Consider the following 14,960-nt stretch of genomic DNA (forward strand, 5'->3'; position numbering starts at 1 on the left):
TAACGCATGGCCTCGCAAGAAAAAGTAAAGATATTTTTCCCTAACCTCGACGGATTGAGATTTTTCTCATTCTTTGTGGTGTATCTACACCATTGTTACTTATCTTTTTTCACTTATCTGGAGAATAACGAACCTACTGCATTTAAGGTGCAATCCTTTTTGTTTCAGTATGGAACATTAGGCGTTAATTTTTTCTTTGTATTAAGTGGTTTCCTGATCACTTATCTGTTGATTAAAGAAAAAGAATTAAACGGTACCATCCATGTTGGAAAATTTTATGTAAGAAGGATTCTGCGTATCTGGCCACTTTATTACCTGTGCTTAGCAATAGGATTTATTGTTTTTCCACTCATTAAACAATATACCGGAGAAACCAGTACTGAATCAGCAGGGCCATTGTCATATGTATTTTTTCTTGCTAATTTTGATTATATGCAAACCTGGCCTGAAAAACCATCAGCAATTTTATTGTCGGTTTTATGGTCTGTGGCTGTAGAAGAACAATTTTATCTGTTATGGCCTGTTATATTGAAATTCGTGCCTACCAAATATTTCAAATACCTGTTTCTGTTAATAATGGGTGGCTCATTGTTATTCAGGTCGTTCTATACGGCCGGTACCGATAGTGATCATGCCGTTAGATATTTTCATACACTCTCTTTAATCGGTGATATGGCTTTAGGTGGATTGATCGCCTGGTTCTGTTCCTATGAATCGAAATTCAAACAATGGATTACACATCTGCCCAAAGCAGCTATCTTATTTTTATACCTCTTTACAATCAGTGTTTGTTTATTTAAAGGAATCATTTTCTCTTACGGTTGGCCGATTGTTTTTGAACGACTGGTGATTGGCGTTTGTTTCGGCTTAATTATAGCTGAGCAAAACTACGCACTACACTCACCTTTTAAAATGTCAAAATTCAAGATCGTTTCGAAGTTAGGTGTATATACTTATGGGCTTTATTGTCTTCATCTTTTAGCCATGTATATTACCGTTAAAATCGTAGTTAAGCTTGGATGGTTCGAGGGTAACATTTTAGTAGCAATTGGCTCAGCAATCATTGGTTTGATTTTATCGATTGTTATAAGTTTACTATCTTATCACTTGTTTGAAAAATGGTTCTTGAAGTTTAAAGATAGATTCGCCTTTATTGTCAAATAAAAGGTTATAAATTATCAATTAGAATAGGGTAAACTTACTTTGAAGGATGCAGAGAATAAGCAAATATTTAGGTGATTTTATGGTGTTTTTGGTGGCGTTTGCTTTGTTCCTCCAAACACTCGTGGCTAACTTTTCAGGGCCCCACGATGCTATTAATTACTTGAACGGAATTGTTAACGGGAGAGATTTATTTCATCAACATCACTTGTTGTATCATGCCTCCGCACATGTGTGGTATTTGTGGTGGAGTAAAATATTTTCAGGTGTTGAATCTTTTTACCTTGTAGAATCTTTTACAGCTTTTTTCGGTGCATTAAACGTTTGGATACTGTACAGGATTTTTAGAGACCGTTTTCAGGTTTCTCTTTTACATAATATCGTTTTCCTTCTGGTAATTGTCTTTACTTATGGAATGTGGTTGTATAGCACGAATGTAGAAGTTTATGCCCCACCTATCTTTTTCTTATTATGTACACTGTACTTTCTGAGTAATAATAATATCAGGAAAGATATTGTATGGATTGCCCTCTTTCATTCACTGGCGATTCTTTACCATCAGGTTCATATTATTTTCGCTATCGTTGTGTTATGGAAACTCGTACAACAAAAATCTTTAAAAACATTTTTTGTTTACGCAGGTATAGGAACCATTCTTGTTGGTACCGTCTATTTATCTATCGGGTACTTTGTTGAAGGTAATCATACCACAGAGGATATGTGGAAATGGTTAAGCGGTTATACGAACTCTGACTTCTACTGGCAAACACCGGGCCTCGAAATGTTGGTAAAAGTATTTACCGGATTCACACATGCTTATATCGGAGGACATTTTGTATTTCAGTTACAACCGGTGCAGGATCTTTTAAAAGATTATACAGGACACTCTCTGGCCGACGAAATGTACCTGGTAAGAAATATGCCTTCATCCATCGCTGTTATTCTATCTGCCTTATGCATATTTTTCGCCTTCCTGTTCGTATACCTGAATGTTCAGCTGGTTAAAAATTTTAAGAAAATAAATATTGCCAGAAGAGAAGTGATCTATCCTTTCCTTATTGCTACAGTTTGTTACTCCATATTCTTCTGTTTCTGGATGCCGGAGATTCTGGAATTCTGGATTTTTCAAACCATCACTATCTGGATTATCTTATTAGGAAGCGCACACCTTTACGGCTTCTTTAAGAAAAAAATACACACTTACTTAGTATATGCATTGGTAATTACTTTGTTCTCTATCAACTGGTGGGGAAGCATGAAGTATATGCGCGATCTTAATAATGACTTATATTATGTTCAGGTAAAACAATTAGACCGGCATTTAACTGAAAACACCCTGGCTGTGTTTCAGGATGGCTGGATATTGAAAGACTTCATCGATTATTTTACACCGGCTGACATTATCGTATCTCCTCAGGATAGTGTAAGCCATATTACTGTAGATGCCGCTATTCAACAGGCAATATCAACGGGTAAACAATTGTTAGTATTTCCTGAAAAGAATAATTATGGCCTCGTTCAATCTACCCATTACTTAGATTCCTTACTTTTGCAGTATCAGTCTCAATGGACCATTATCAACGAAGCAAAACCCAGAGTATTACTTCTAAAAACTCCGTGATTCTGAATGTTGCTTGCACCGACAGAATACTCTTAGTGTTTAACTAGAATCTATCATGCAAAAAATGGAGCGATTAACAGCTGAAATTATTGATCAATTTCGCACAATTGTAGGAGACGAATACATTTCAGTAGACCCTGAAGTGTTGAATGAATTCGGAAAAGATCAGACTGAACACCTTTTATATCTTCCCGATATTGTTTTAAGGCCTTCTTCTGCACTCGAAATCAGTGAGATTTTTAAAATTTGTAACGAACATCACATCCCTGTTACTCCGAGAGGAGGAGGTACCGGTTTAAGCGGTGGCGCTTTGCCTCAATTGGGTGGAGTGGTAATAGCCACCAGCCGGTTGAATAAAATACTGCAGATTGACGAACGAAATTTACAAGTGGTCACCGAACCCGGTGTAATTACTGAAGTATTGCAGGATGCAGTAAAAGAAAAAGGACTTTTTTATCCTCCCGATCCCAGCTCTAAAGGATCCTGTTTCATTGGAGGTAATATTTCAGAAAACTCCGGTGGCCCCAAAGCCGTAAAATATGGCGTGGTGAAAGATTATGTGTTGAATCTCGAAGTGGTTTTACCCAATGGTGAAATTATATGGACGGGTGCCAATGTATTAAAGAATGCTACCGGTTATAATTTAACTCAACTGATAGTAGGCTCTGAAGGAACACTCGGTATCGTTACCAAAATCGTATTGCGGTTAATTCCACTGCCAAAATATGATCTACTCATGCTGGTTCCCTTTAAATCTTTAGAAAAAGCAGGAGATGCTGTTTCTGCTATTTTCAGAGCAGGCTTTACACCCTCAGCACTTGAACTGGTGGAAGTGGATGCACTGAAAATTACCAGTGCTTTTGTAGATAGTTCTATCGTACCGGTGGCAGACGATGATGAAGCGCATCTGATTATTGAAGTAGATGGAAATCATCTCGATACACTGATGCTGGAAATGGAGGCTATCGGGCATTTGCTGTCTGAATATGAAATCGGCGAAATCTATTTTGCCGATGATAACCAGCAAAAAAATGAACTCTGGAAATTAAGACGCCGTGCAGCTGAAGCAGTAAAAGTAAACGGTTATACCATTGAAGAAGATACCGTTGTGCCGAGAGCTGAATTGCCTGCATTGATCAGGGGAGTAAAAGAAATTGCTAAAACATATGATTTTAAAGTAGTTTGTTACGGACATGCCGGTGATGGTAATTTGCATATCAGAATCAAAAAAGAAGGAGTTGCAAATTCGAACGACGACCCTTCTGTAATTGAGGGTATCAAAGAATTGTTCAGACTGGTTTATAAGCTTGGTGGTACCATTTCAGGTGAGCACGGCATCGGTTTGCTGCAAAAGAGCTATATCGACATTGTATTTAACAATACCCAACTGGAATTGATGCGTGGTATTAAAAAAACTTTCGATCCGAATAATATCCTCAACGCAGGTAAAATATTCGATTTATAAACATTGTAACCTGGTCGGAAAATGTAAGTGATTGTTTATTAATTATTTAGTTTGCGGCCAAAGTAAATTGTTGAATATAATAAAAAAAGCCCCTGCTTGTGATTATAAGCAGGGGCTTCTTATATAAACTACAATAACCTCGATTTTTATTGGATGAAAAAATGCTGCCGAAACCATAAAACCGGCTGTTAAAGTTTTATTAATATAAGCTGAATGGTCTAAAAAAGAAGAACTTATCGAACTTCCTGAATGGTAGATTTTTGTTAATAATGGATTCAGTCACTTTCCGCTTCGCTCTATTTTACCTATTTTTAACAAAACCAATGATATATGAAAAATATTATCACGATTTTTTTTCTCAGTCTTATTTCAGTGCAATTAATGGCTCAGGACGATGATAGGGGGATGGGAGGCTTCAAAAGAGAAAATCTATTTGTGGGTGGAAACTTCGGGTTTTCATTTGGTAGTAATGTTACACATCTGAATCTTTCTCCGCAAATAGGTTACCGCGTTAGCCGCTTTTTTGCTGCCGGTGCCGGAGTGAATGGTATTTACACTTCTTTTAAAAGAGGTGGATACAAAGAAAATTACGGCGTTGCCGGCTTAAATGTATTTGGCCGGGTATTTCCCATCGAAAATATTATTCTTCAGTTACAGCCCGAAATGAACTATACCTGGGGTACTCTGAAGTATGATGACAGTCGTGCAGACGTTAAATTAGACGGAAAAGTAGTGCCTTCTTTAATAGGAGGAGTAGGAGCCGTATTGCCAACAGGCGGACGGGGCGGTTTTATGATTATGTTGCAATACGATATCCTCCAAAATGCGCGATCACCTTATAGCAATCGCCCATTTGTGAATATCGGATATGTAGTAGGTTTATAAACTTAACTTGTTAAAAATCTCCTGCGGGGTACTGCAAATAACCATCTGATGTGTGAGGGCTGTATACAAAAAGCCTTCATGCTCCATCGTGTGAATCTGAGCAATCAGATGATCATAAAATCCACTGGTATTTAAAACATATATTTTTTTGTCGTGGATCTTTAACTGATTCCAGGTGGTTACTTCAAACAATTCATCCATTGTACCAAATCCTCCGGGAAGAATGATGACAGCATCGCTCATCTCATACATCAGCTTTTTTCGTGTATGCATATCATCCACTACAATTAATTCGGTGAGTCCTTCATGTTGACGCTCATGCTCTACTAAAATTTTAGGCATAACTCCCATCACTTTACCGCCATATTTTAAAACTCCTTCTGCAACGGCGCCCATGATACCCACATTACCGCCGCCATAAACCATTTTCACATTCAACATAGCCAGTAATCTGCCCAGTTCTGCCGCATGTTCCATATAGATCGGATGTTTGCCCGGACGTGATCCGCAGAAAACCGCTACTGATTCTAAAGCGTTCATATTTTTCTTATTTTCTTTAAAAACTTTAAAGATTGCACTAAGATAATACAGCCTGGATTGCTATAAAGACAATTTTTTTTTAATACCTTCAATCCTGTATTATATTTAAGCATAGGTATTTAAGAATCAATACTAACTACAGTTTATGTCACCCACATTACTTTTTTCCTTTGTAATCGGTTATTTCGTTTTGTTATTAGTAGTTGCTTTCTGGGCATCCAGAAATTCGAATAACGACTCCTTTTTTATCGGAAACAAAAATTCAAACTGGATGCTGGTAGCATTTGGTATGATTGGAACCTCACTCAGTGGAGTAACCTTTGTTTCTGTACCAGGACTGGTCGGAACCAACGGTTTTGAATATTTCCAGGTAGTGATCGGTTACCTCATCGGTTATGCTCTTATCGCCTTTATATTGCTTCCGCTTTATTATAAAATGAACCTCACCTCTATTTACAATTATTTGTTGACAAGGTTTGGTGTTACTTCTTATAAAACAGGTGCACTCTTCTTTATTATTTCTAGAACGTTGGGTGCTACCGGAAGATTGTATCTGGTAATTAATGTTATCCAGATTTTCATTCTGGATCAATTAGGGGTTCCTTTCGTAGTTACGACCCTCGTTTTGTTACTGATGGTACTACTGTATACTTTTGAAGGAGGAGTAAAAACCATCGTAATTACCGATACTTTACAAACCTCTTTCATGCTGATTGGTTTGTCAGTTTGTACCTGGTATATTCTGAAAAGCCTCGATTTATCACTTGTTACAGCTTTTCAGGAGTTTGATCAGCGAAACTTTTCACGTGTTTTCAACTTCGATATAAATGCCAGTTCAAATATCTTTAAACATATTCTGGGAGGAGCTTTTATTACTGTAGCCATGACAGGATTGGATCAGGAAATGATGCAGAAAAATATCAGTGTAAAAAACCTGAAAGATTCTCAAAAAAATATGATGACTTTCAGCGTAATAATGGCTTTAGTAAACTTATTATTTCTGATTCTGGGAGGTCTTCTATACATATTCGCCAGTCAGCATGCGATTGATGTAAAAGGTGACGACTTGTTTCCAACCATTGCCCTGAACTATTTACCACCGGTTATTTCTATTGTATTTATTATCGGATTAATATCGGCTCTATTCCCTTCAGCCGATGGTGCTTTAACAGCTTTAACTTCTTCTTTCTGTATTGATATTATCGGACTTAAAAGAAAACCTGAATGGAGCGAAAAGAAACAACGGAAAGTTCGCTTAACCGTTCACTTCCTGTTTGCTTTTGTGTTTTTTCTGGCAGTGCTGTTTTTTAAATGGTTAGACAATAAATCTATTATTGACATTATTTTGAAAGTGGCCGGCTTCACCTATGGACCATTATTAGGGCTTTTCGCCTTTGGTATTTTAACAAAACGTCAGATCAAAGACAAACTCTCTATTTACGTTTGCATAATAGCTCCGATGCTGATTCTGGGCATTGACTTTTTAAGTAATGTACAATTTTATGCGAATGTTTTCAGGTTGGAGGAGGCTACAGTAGCTAACTGGAAGGCGATCTCGCACTCTATCTTCGGGAACTTTAAAATGGGTTATGAAATCTTAATTTACAATGGGTTAATTACCTTTTTAGGGCTTTGGATGATTTCCAAAAAACCAGCTAACGCTTAAAAAAATCATCATATTCATAAACTTATCCCCCTGCCGGGTAGTGGCAGGGGGATTTTTATTCGTGCTTAGCAGCCAAAAAATCGTTGTATCTTTGCCGGTAAAATAGTTAACTTGTGGAATGGATGTCAGGACTTTTACAGTCATACGCGGCAAAGTTTACCGGAACCTCGTCTGAGCTGTTAGAAAAAGTTTATCAGCATACGCTTGAAAATCATGCCCATGCTCATATGATCAGCGGGCACGAACAAGGGCGCTTTTTGGCAGGGATCAGTAAGATTAAACAGGCTGAAAGAATTCTTGAGATCGGCACTTTCACAGGATACAGCGCGCTCTGTTTATTAGAAGGATTGTCAGAAGATGGTGTATTACACACTTTAGAGTTAAGAGAAGAAGACGCAAAAACAGCACAAATATTTTTTAACGAGCATCCGCAGGGAGATAAAATTAAAATACACCTGGGCGATGCGAAAGAAATTATACCGACTCTGAATGAGTTATGGGATATTGTATTTATCGATGCCGACAAAGTGAGTTATGTAGACTACTATGAACTGGTAGTACCCGCACTGGCTCCCGGTGGCGTCATCATTGCCGATAATGTTTTATTTCATGGTCAGGTTCTGGAAGATCCTATTACCGGAAAAAATGCAAAAGCAATTCACCATTTTAACGAATGGGTAAAACAAGATCCAAGAACAGATCAGGTTTTATTGACACTCAGAGACGGACTATTATTGATATGGAAAAAATAAAAGGGATGAAAAAAGCATTCTTCTTATTACTGGCAACTTTATGGTTTCAACCGGGATGGAGTCAGCAACTGCATCCTGATGTGTTACGATACATCGATGAGTATAAAGAAATAGCGATCAGTGAAATGCGCAGAACGGGTGTTCCGGCTGCTATAAAACTTGCGCAGGGTATTCATGAAACAATGGCCGGAAAAAGCCCGTTGGTACTAAAATCGAATAATCATTTCGGTATTAAGTGTAAAACAAACTGGGACGGTTCAAAGTTTTATCACGATGATGATGCTAAGAATGAATGTTTCAGAGGTTATGCCAATGCTGAATCTTCTTATAAAGATCATTCTGACTTTTTAAGAAATTCATCGCGTTATCATTTTTTGTTTGAACTGGATCCTTCGGATTATAAAGGGTGGGCAAACGGCTTAAAAAGCGCGGGTTATGCTACCAATCCCAAATATCCGGTATTGTTGATCAATCTTATTGAGACGTATAACCTTCAGGAATATACGTATATTGGAATGGCGGATATAAAAATTCCTCCGGTCGATAAGAAAGCTGAATATCATGTGAAACCTCCGCGTAAAACTGATGTTGCAAAAAATAATACGATTGAAGAATCTAAAACTGATTTTTCTAATTCATATGCTTTCGGTGAACAAAAGGTAAACGAAACCCGTGCTATTTATGTAGAAGCGGGAACAAGTTTGTTAGCTTTAGCTCAAAACTACGGAATACCTTTACGCCGCTTACTTGATTTTAATGATTTTGAGCGCGAAGCACATCTTGAAACAGACCAGCTCGTCTATCTGCAAAGAAAAAGAAAACATAGCCACCGGAACTTTCATATAGTGAAAGAAGGTGAAACTCTACATGATATCGCCCAAATCAATGCGATTCGGTTAGAAAGTGTAAAAGAGCTCAACCATTTACAATATAATCAGATACCCGCAGTAGGAGAGCAGCTCTACCTTAAAACCAAAGCACCGGTTCGGCCGTTACTGATAGAAGAAGCACGCGCGAAACAGGAAGCTCTTTCTGTTCCTGAAAATACTGTACTGAACCATACGATTAAAAAGGGTGAAACATTATCGAGTGTGGCCAGAGATTATAACGTAACTGTAGAACAACTCAAAGATTGGAACAGTTTGAAATCAAATCAACTGGCTATCGGACAAAAGCTCATTATAAAAAAATAGGATTATGTCTCAAATTCAGGTGCACGATAAGTACTTTAAGCCTTATATTGACGAGAATACATTACAAGAACGGATTACAGCTATAGCAGCTCAGCTAAGTGAAGATTATAAAGGCAAAAAACCTTTATTTGTGGCAATATTGAATGGTTCGTTTATGTTTGCCGCAGATCTTTTTAAACGTATGACTATTGATGTGGAACTTTGTTTTATAAAACTTGCCAGTTATAAGGGAACAAAATCTACAGGTAATGTGATCACAGCTATCGGTATGGATACCGATATATTCAGTAGAGATGTTATTATTATCGAAGACATTGTAGATACCGGAAAAACATTGAGTGAATTTTTACCGCAATTAGAACATCAGCAACCGGCCTCTTTGTCTATTGTTTCTTTATTGCATAAACCGGATGCTACCGTTTTCCCTATCGATATTAAGTACCTTGGATTCTCTATTCCTAATAAGTTTGTGGTTGGATACGGATTAGACTATGACGGCTTGGGAAGGAATCTGCCCGCGATTTATCAACTTGCATAAATGAAATTAACCATATGAAGCACTGTTCCGTGAAAATAATGGAGATAGTGCTTTTTTCTAAACAGGCATTCATACTTTTTCTGAATTTATTACGTTAATTGGTTTGGCTATGATATAAGCTGTTGTTTGTTTTTACTTATTGATTACCATTCCTTGAAGAACATTCTTTCCATATTAACCTTATTATTTATTCATTTCTCTGCTGAAGCTCAATACTATTTTCGGGGAGAGGTGAAGAACTCTTTGCAGCAGCCCATTACGAATGCTAAGATTACATTGTTATCAAGTTCCATATTATACTCTTCCGGTTCGGGTGGGAAGTTTGGCTTTTACTCTACACTCAAAGCTGATACGATTCTGATTGAAGTAGCCGGATATGAGCGCTTGAAGATTGGAATCGAATACTCTGATTACCATCAGTTGGTATTACAAAAAATAGGAACTCCTTTAAGTGCTGCTCCTAAATTGATCTCATCGGTAAGAGGTTATTCAGCCAAAGATAAAACGGAACAGATTATACGTTCAGAGTCTTACTCTTCATTAGCTGAAAACATGTTTGTAAATGCCCGATCACATGCTGCCACATCGGTTGCCTTACATACCGACAAAGCCTCGTATAGTAATATCAGAAGATTTTTGAATAAGAATATGCTGATTCCGCCTGATGCGATCAGAACGGATGAAGTGCTGAACTATTTCAATCTGGCTTATCGGACGCCTGAAGAAGGACACGATTTTCATTTTGAATATCAGTTAACGGAATGCCCCTGGAACGAAAAGAACCACCTTTTGTGGTTGAGCTTATCTTCCCGTAAAATACCTGATTCGGCTATTCCACCCAGTAACCTTGTGTTTCTGGTGGATGTATCAGGTTCTATGGATATGCCGAACCGGTTACCAATGTTGAAAATTGCATTTAAACAACTGATTGATAATCTCAGAGAAAAAGATACAATCTCTATGGTTGTTTACGGAAGTTTTGTAGGTCTGTGGATTCCTCCAACCAGTGGTATTGAAAAAGATAAAATAAAAAAACGTATTGACGAATTAGAGCCCGGTGGAGCAACCCCCGGTGAGTCTGGTATTGTAACTGCTTATCAGGTAGCAAAGAACCAGTTTATTGAAGGCGGAAACAATCGTGTGATTATAGCAACAGACGGCGATTTTAACGTTGGTCAAAAAAATGAAAAGTCACTCGAAACACTGATCGGAGAACACCGTGATCTGGGCATTTACCTGAGTTGCCTGGGGGTAGGCATGGGTAATTATAAAGATTCAAAACTGGATGCCCTCAGTAAAATGGGAAATGGAAATTTTGCCTACCTGGATAACCTGAAAGAAGCTGAAAAGGTATTGGTGAAAGAACTTACCAAAACATTATATACTATTGGTGATAATGCAGCTTTAACGATAGAATTTAATGCAGATCAGGTAGCTGATTACCGTTTAATCGGATATGAAAACAGAGAAAGAATTTTAAAAGATACACAAGCTGTTTTTGAAGGTGGTGAAATAGGGCCCGGACATACTTCGCTCGTTGTTTTTGAGCTTACTCTTGATGATCATACAAAAGATTCTAAGTTGCCATTGGCAGAAGTGAATTTTCAATATATGCTTCCTTATGATTCTACTGTTTTATACAATAAATACCCGGTTAGTAACCAGGTAGTCGCGTTTAACAAAATTCCCAGAGAGTATCAGCTATTAACCAATCTTACCATATTCACTCAACTACTGAAACAGAATAAATACGTACCGCGTATGAAGTGGAACGATATATACAAAATGGCTGAGCCTTTAATTGACAAAGAAGATCAAACGGAAGTGGAGTATCTGTTTCTGCTAGATAAAACCCGCAAAATTTATAACAGATATAAAGGTGATCTTAGAAAACACTGGAATAAATAAATTAATAATTGAGAGTACTGTAGTTGTTAATTATTAATTCTCAAGTTTTAATTGAAAGAGCTATTCGAATCAACGAATAGCTCTTTCAGTAATATCATTTATTTATGAAAACCGTTCTTTTATTCTGTCAAAAAAACCTTTTGAATTTTTTTCACCCTGCGGTTTAAAATTCTCAGCTTCTTTTAATTGCTCTAGCATTTCTTTCTCACTGGCCGATAAAGTTTGCGGTGTCCATACATTTATATAAATCAACTGATCGCCTTTTTCGTAAGAGTTAATGGCCGGGAAACCTTTTCCTTTCAGTCTGAGTATGCTGCCTCCCTGTGTTCCGGGTTGTATTTTTATTTTAGCTTTACCATCGATGGTAGGTACTTCTAAGGAAATACCTAAACATGCATCAGGGAACGATAAGTTTAATTCGTAGGCAACGTTGAGTCCGTCGCGTACTAATTCTTTGTGTGGTTCTTCTTCAATGAGAATCAGTAAATCGCCGTAAGCGCCGCCTCTTTCTCCTGCATTCCCTTTTCCACTAACGCTTAACTGCATTCCTTCCTGAACTCCAGGTGGAATATCAATGCTTACAGTTTCTTCACCGTAAACACGTCCTTCTCCTTTACAGGATGTACATTTTGCTGTGATAACAGATCCTTCACCGTTACAGGTAGAACAGGTTGTAACGGTCTGCATTTGCCCAAGGAAAGTAGAGGTTACTTTTCTTACCTGGCCGCTACCGCCGCAGGTAGAACAGGTTTGAACACTGTTACTATCTTTTGCACCGGAACCACTACAGGTTTGGCAACCTACATATTTTTTTACTTTGATCTGTTTGTTTACGCCTTTGGCAATATCTTCAAAAGTAAGCTTGATTTTTACACGGATATTTGATCCGCGTGTGCCGCGTGCGCGTTGTTGACTTCTGCCACCTCTTCCGCCGCCGCCAAAGAAACTTCCGAAAATATCATCGCCAAAAATATCACCAAACTGACTGAAAATATCTTCCATGTTCGGACCACCGGCGCCTCTTCTGCCACCTGCTCCTCCAACTCCGGCATGCCCGAATCGATCGTACTGCGCTCTCTTATCAGCATCGCTCAATACCTCGTACGCCTCTGCTGCTTCTTTAAATTTCTCTTCGGCTGCTTTGTCACCAGGATTGCGGTCAGGGTGATACTGCATCGCTACTTTGCGATAAGATTTTTTAATCTCATCGGCTGTAGCTGTTTTAGATACGCCTAATATTTCGTAGTAGTCTCTTTTCATATAATAATTTCAATGATTATTTACCCACTACCACTTTTGCGTAGCGAATAATCTTGTCATTTAAGTAATACCCTTTTACCACCTGATCAATTACTTTTCCCTGTAACGCTTCGGTTGGAGCCGGAATTTCTGTAATTGCTTCGTGAAGGTCCGGATTAAAATCTTCACCCTCTGCTTCCATCGGTTTCAAACCTTTGGCGCTTAAAATATTTCTTAGTTTTGCGAAGATTAATTTCGAGCCTTCTTTTAATGCCTCTACATCGGTAGAGTTTTCCATTTGTTTCTCTGCACGTTCGTAATCGTCCAATACTTCTAATAACTCCGTTACCAGGTCTTTGCTGGCTGTTTGAATCAATTCGATTCTTTCTTTTGCCGTTCTTCTTCTAAAGTTATCAAACTCAGCAGCCTGACGTAAATATTTATCTTTTAATTCTTCTACTTCCTTTTGTAAAGCAATAACTGTTTCTTCCTGAGCATTTACAGCTGCTGTATCGTTCGTCGTTGAATTAGTGTCAACATTCTCAGGTTGTTGCGTCTGTTCATTCATTCCAGATTCTTGATTTTTATCCTGCATAACTGAAAATTTGTCGGTACATAAGATTGCCTATTGGCAACAAAGTCGCAAATATACCTATTTTAATAGGTTCTCTCAAGTAGAACAACTAATAAGCCAATACGTTTTTGCAGTCAATTTGACCTGGATTGGTATTTTCATCGTGTTTTTTGTCAGCCAATCACTACTTTTGCGCCCATGAATATCGTATTATTAAAAAAGAAAATTGGCCATCGGGTGCTAAACGGTCACCCGTGGATTTTTGCAAATGAAGTTGCCAGTGTAACAGAAGGGGCACAAGCAGGCGACATCGTTACCGTTCAGACATTTGACGGAAAGTTTTTGGGAAAAGGATATTTTAATCCGCAATCACAAATTGCAGTACGTTTACTCACCCGGAATGCACAGGTTGAAGTAAACGAGCAGTTTTTTTTCAATAAAATTCAGGAAGCCTGGGCTTATCGCCAACAGATCGGGTATGTTGAAAACTGCCGTTTGATTTTTGGAGAAGCCGACGATTTGCCTCAGTTAATCATTGATAAGTTCAATGACTACTTTGTGATTCAAACACTTGCCCTGGGTATTGATAAGTGGAAACCTGCTATTGTGGATGCTTTGCAAAAGATTTTCAATCCGAAAGGAATTTTTGAACGCAACGATGTTCCGGTGCGTGAACTGGAAGGATTGGCACAACAAAAAGGTTTTTTATCAGCACCGTTTGATACTAAAATCCGGATAGTGGAAAATGGGTTACAGTTCAATGTAGACGTGGAAAACGGCCAGAAAACCGGTTATTTTCTTGATCAGCAGGATAACAGAAGAGCAATTCAGCATATTGTAAAAGGAGCAGATGTATTAGGAGCTTTTACTTATACAGGTACTTTTGAAATTCACGCTGCGCATTATGGTGCTAAGTCTGTATTAGGACTGGATATTTCTGAATCTGCTGTTGCTCAGGCAAATGCCAATGCGGCGCTCAACGGATATCAGGATATCTGTAAGTTTGAATGTGTGAATGCTTTTGATGTATTAAAACAATGGGCAAAAGATCAGAAGAAATATGATGTAGTGATGTTAGATCCGCCGTCTTTTACCAAAACACGAAGTAATATTCAGAAAGCGATTACTGGTTATAAAGAAATCAATTTGCGTGGAATGAAGCTGGTAAAACCGGGTGGTTTTCTGGTAACTTCGAGCTGTACCAATCTGATTCAACCGGAAATGTTTCTGGAAACCATTCAGATGGCGGCAAAAGATGCAAGGAGGAAGTTGCGTCAGGTAACCTTTCAAACACAGGCTGCCGATCACCCGATTGTATGGGGATGGGAAAATACAAACTATTTGAAATTCTTAATAGTACAAGTACTTTAATTAAGTTAAGAGTTGAGAATTAATAATTAAGAATTCTCAGCTCTTAA

General features: G+C 38.1%; 13 protein-coding genes. 10 read left to right on the top strand and 3 right to left on the bottom strand.

What is annotated here, in order from left to right; translation table 11 throughout:
* Window positions 1-6: 6 nt before the first annotated feature.
* The 4 genes from D9O48_RS02260 (at window position 7) to D9O48_RS02275 (ending at window position 5,132) form a co-directional block, all read left to right on the top strand.
* Window positions 7-1,164 carry an acyltransferase family protein gene (locus D9O48_RS02260; RefSeq protein WP_126970159.1) on the top strand — a complete coding sequence of 386 codons (1,158 nt, stop codon included), beginning with the start codon at window positions 7-9 and terminating at the stop codon, window positions 1,162-1,164.
* A 46-nt stretch (window positions 1,165-1,210) separates the two neighbouring features.
* Window positions 1,211-2,782, top strand: a complete 1,572-nt coding sequence (locus D9O48_RS02265) for a hypothetical protein (protein ID WP_126970161.1) — start codon at window positions 1,211-1,213, stop codon at window positions 2,780-2,782.
* A 64-nt stretch (window positions 2,783-2,846) separates the two neighbouring features.
* Complete coding sequence (locus D9O48_RS02270) at window positions 2,847-4,247, top strand: FAD-binding oxidoreductase (protein ID WP_126970163.1); 1,401 nt, start codon at window positions 2,847-2,849, stop codon at window positions 4,245-4,247.
* Between the two features lie 330 nt (window positions 4,248-4,577).
* Complete coding sequence (locus D9O48_RS02275) at window positions 4,578-5,132, top strand: hypothetical protein (protein WP_126970165.1); 555 nt, start codon at window positions 4,578-4,580, stop codon at window positions 5,130-5,132.
* On the opposite strand, the gene D9O48_RS02280 is transcribed toward D9O48_RS02275, so the two are convergent.
* Window positions 5,127-5,672, bottom strand: a complete 546-nt coding sequence (locus D9O48_RS02280; protein ID WP_126970167.1) for an LOG family protein — start codon at window positions 5,670-5,672, stop codon at window positions 5,127-5,129. The two genes, D9O48_RS02275 and D9O48_RS02280, sit on opposite strands and share 6 nt — an antisense overlap.
* A gap of 145 nt (window positions 5,673-5,817) precedes the next feature.
* Between D9O48_RS02280 and D9O48_RS02285 the strand changes: the two genes are divergently transcribed.
* From D9O48_RS02285 to D9O48_RS02305, 5 genes are all read left to right on the top strand, one after another.
* Window positions 5,818-7,338 carry a sodium:solute symporter gene (locus D9O48_RS02285; RefSeq protein WP_126970169.1) on the top strand — a complete coding sequence of 507 codons (1,521 nt, stop codon included), beginning with the start codon at window positions 5,818-5,820 and terminating at the stop codon, window positions 7,336-7,338.
* A gap of 122 nt (window positions 7,339-7,460) precedes the next feature.
* Complete coding sequence (locus D9O48_RS02290; RefSeq protein ID WP_233589178.1) at window positions 7,461-8,090, top strand: O-methyltransferase; 630 nt, start codon at window positions 7,461-7,463, stop codon at window positions 8,088-8,090.
* Window positions 8,091-8,095: 5 nt separating this feature from the next.
* Window positions 8,096-9,283: a glucosaminidase domain-containing protein gene (locus D9O48_RS02295; protein WP_126970173.1), complete on the top strand. Its 1,188-nt coding sequence runs from the start codon at window positions 8,096-8,098 to the stop codon at window positions 9,281-9,283.
* Window positions 9,284-9,287: 4 nt separating this feature from the next.
* Window positions 9,288-9,821, top strand: coding sequence for a hypoxanthine phosphoribosyltransferase (gene hpt / locus D9O48_RS02300; RefSeq protein ID WP_126970175.1), 534 nt, complete (start codon window positions 9,288-9,290; stop codon window positions 9,819-9,821).
* Window positions 9,822-9,974: 153 nt separating this feature from the next.
* The gene (locus D9O48_RS02305; protein WP_126970177.1) at window positions 9,975-11,729 is read left to right on the top strand and encodes a vWA domain-containing protein; all 1,755 of its coding nucleotides are present in this window, start codon (window positions 9,975-9,977) and stop codon (window positions 11,727-11,729) included.
* Between the two features lie 102 nt (window positions 11,730-11,831).
* Here D9O48_RS02305 and dnaJ read toward each other — a convergent pair whose 3' ends face one another.
* Window positions 11,832-12,989, bottom strand: a complete 1,158-nt coding sequence (gene dnaJ, locus D9O48_RS02310; RefSeq protein ID WP_126970179.1) for a molecular chaperone DnaJ — start codon at window positions 12,987-12,989, stop codon at window positions 11,832-11,834.
* 16 nt (window positions 12,990-13,005) lie between these two features.
* Complete coding sequence (locus D9O48_RS02315) at window positions 13,006-13,563, bottom strand: nucleotide exchange factor GrpE (protein WP_233589155.1); 558 nt, start codon at window positions 13,561-13,563, stop codon at window positions 13,006-13,008.
* A gap of 177 nt (window positions 13,564-13,740) precedes the next feature.
* Here D9O48_RS02315 and D9O48_RS02320 point away from each other — a divergent pair, with 177 nt between their 5' ends.
* Window positions 13,741-14,913, top strand: a complete 1,173-nt coding sequence (locus tag D9O48_RS02320) for a class I SAM-dependent rRNA methyltransferase (RefSeq protein ID WP_126970181.1) — start codon at window positions 13,741-13,743, stop codon at window positions 14,911-14,913.
* Window positions 14,914-14,960 lie beyond the last annotated feature (47 nt).

The sequence above is a fragment of the Gynurincola endophyticus genome, assembly GCF_003991195.1.
Taxonomy (GTDB): Bacteria; Bacteroidota; Bacteroidia; order Chitinophagales; family Chitinophagaceae; genus Gynurincola; species Gynurincola endophyticus.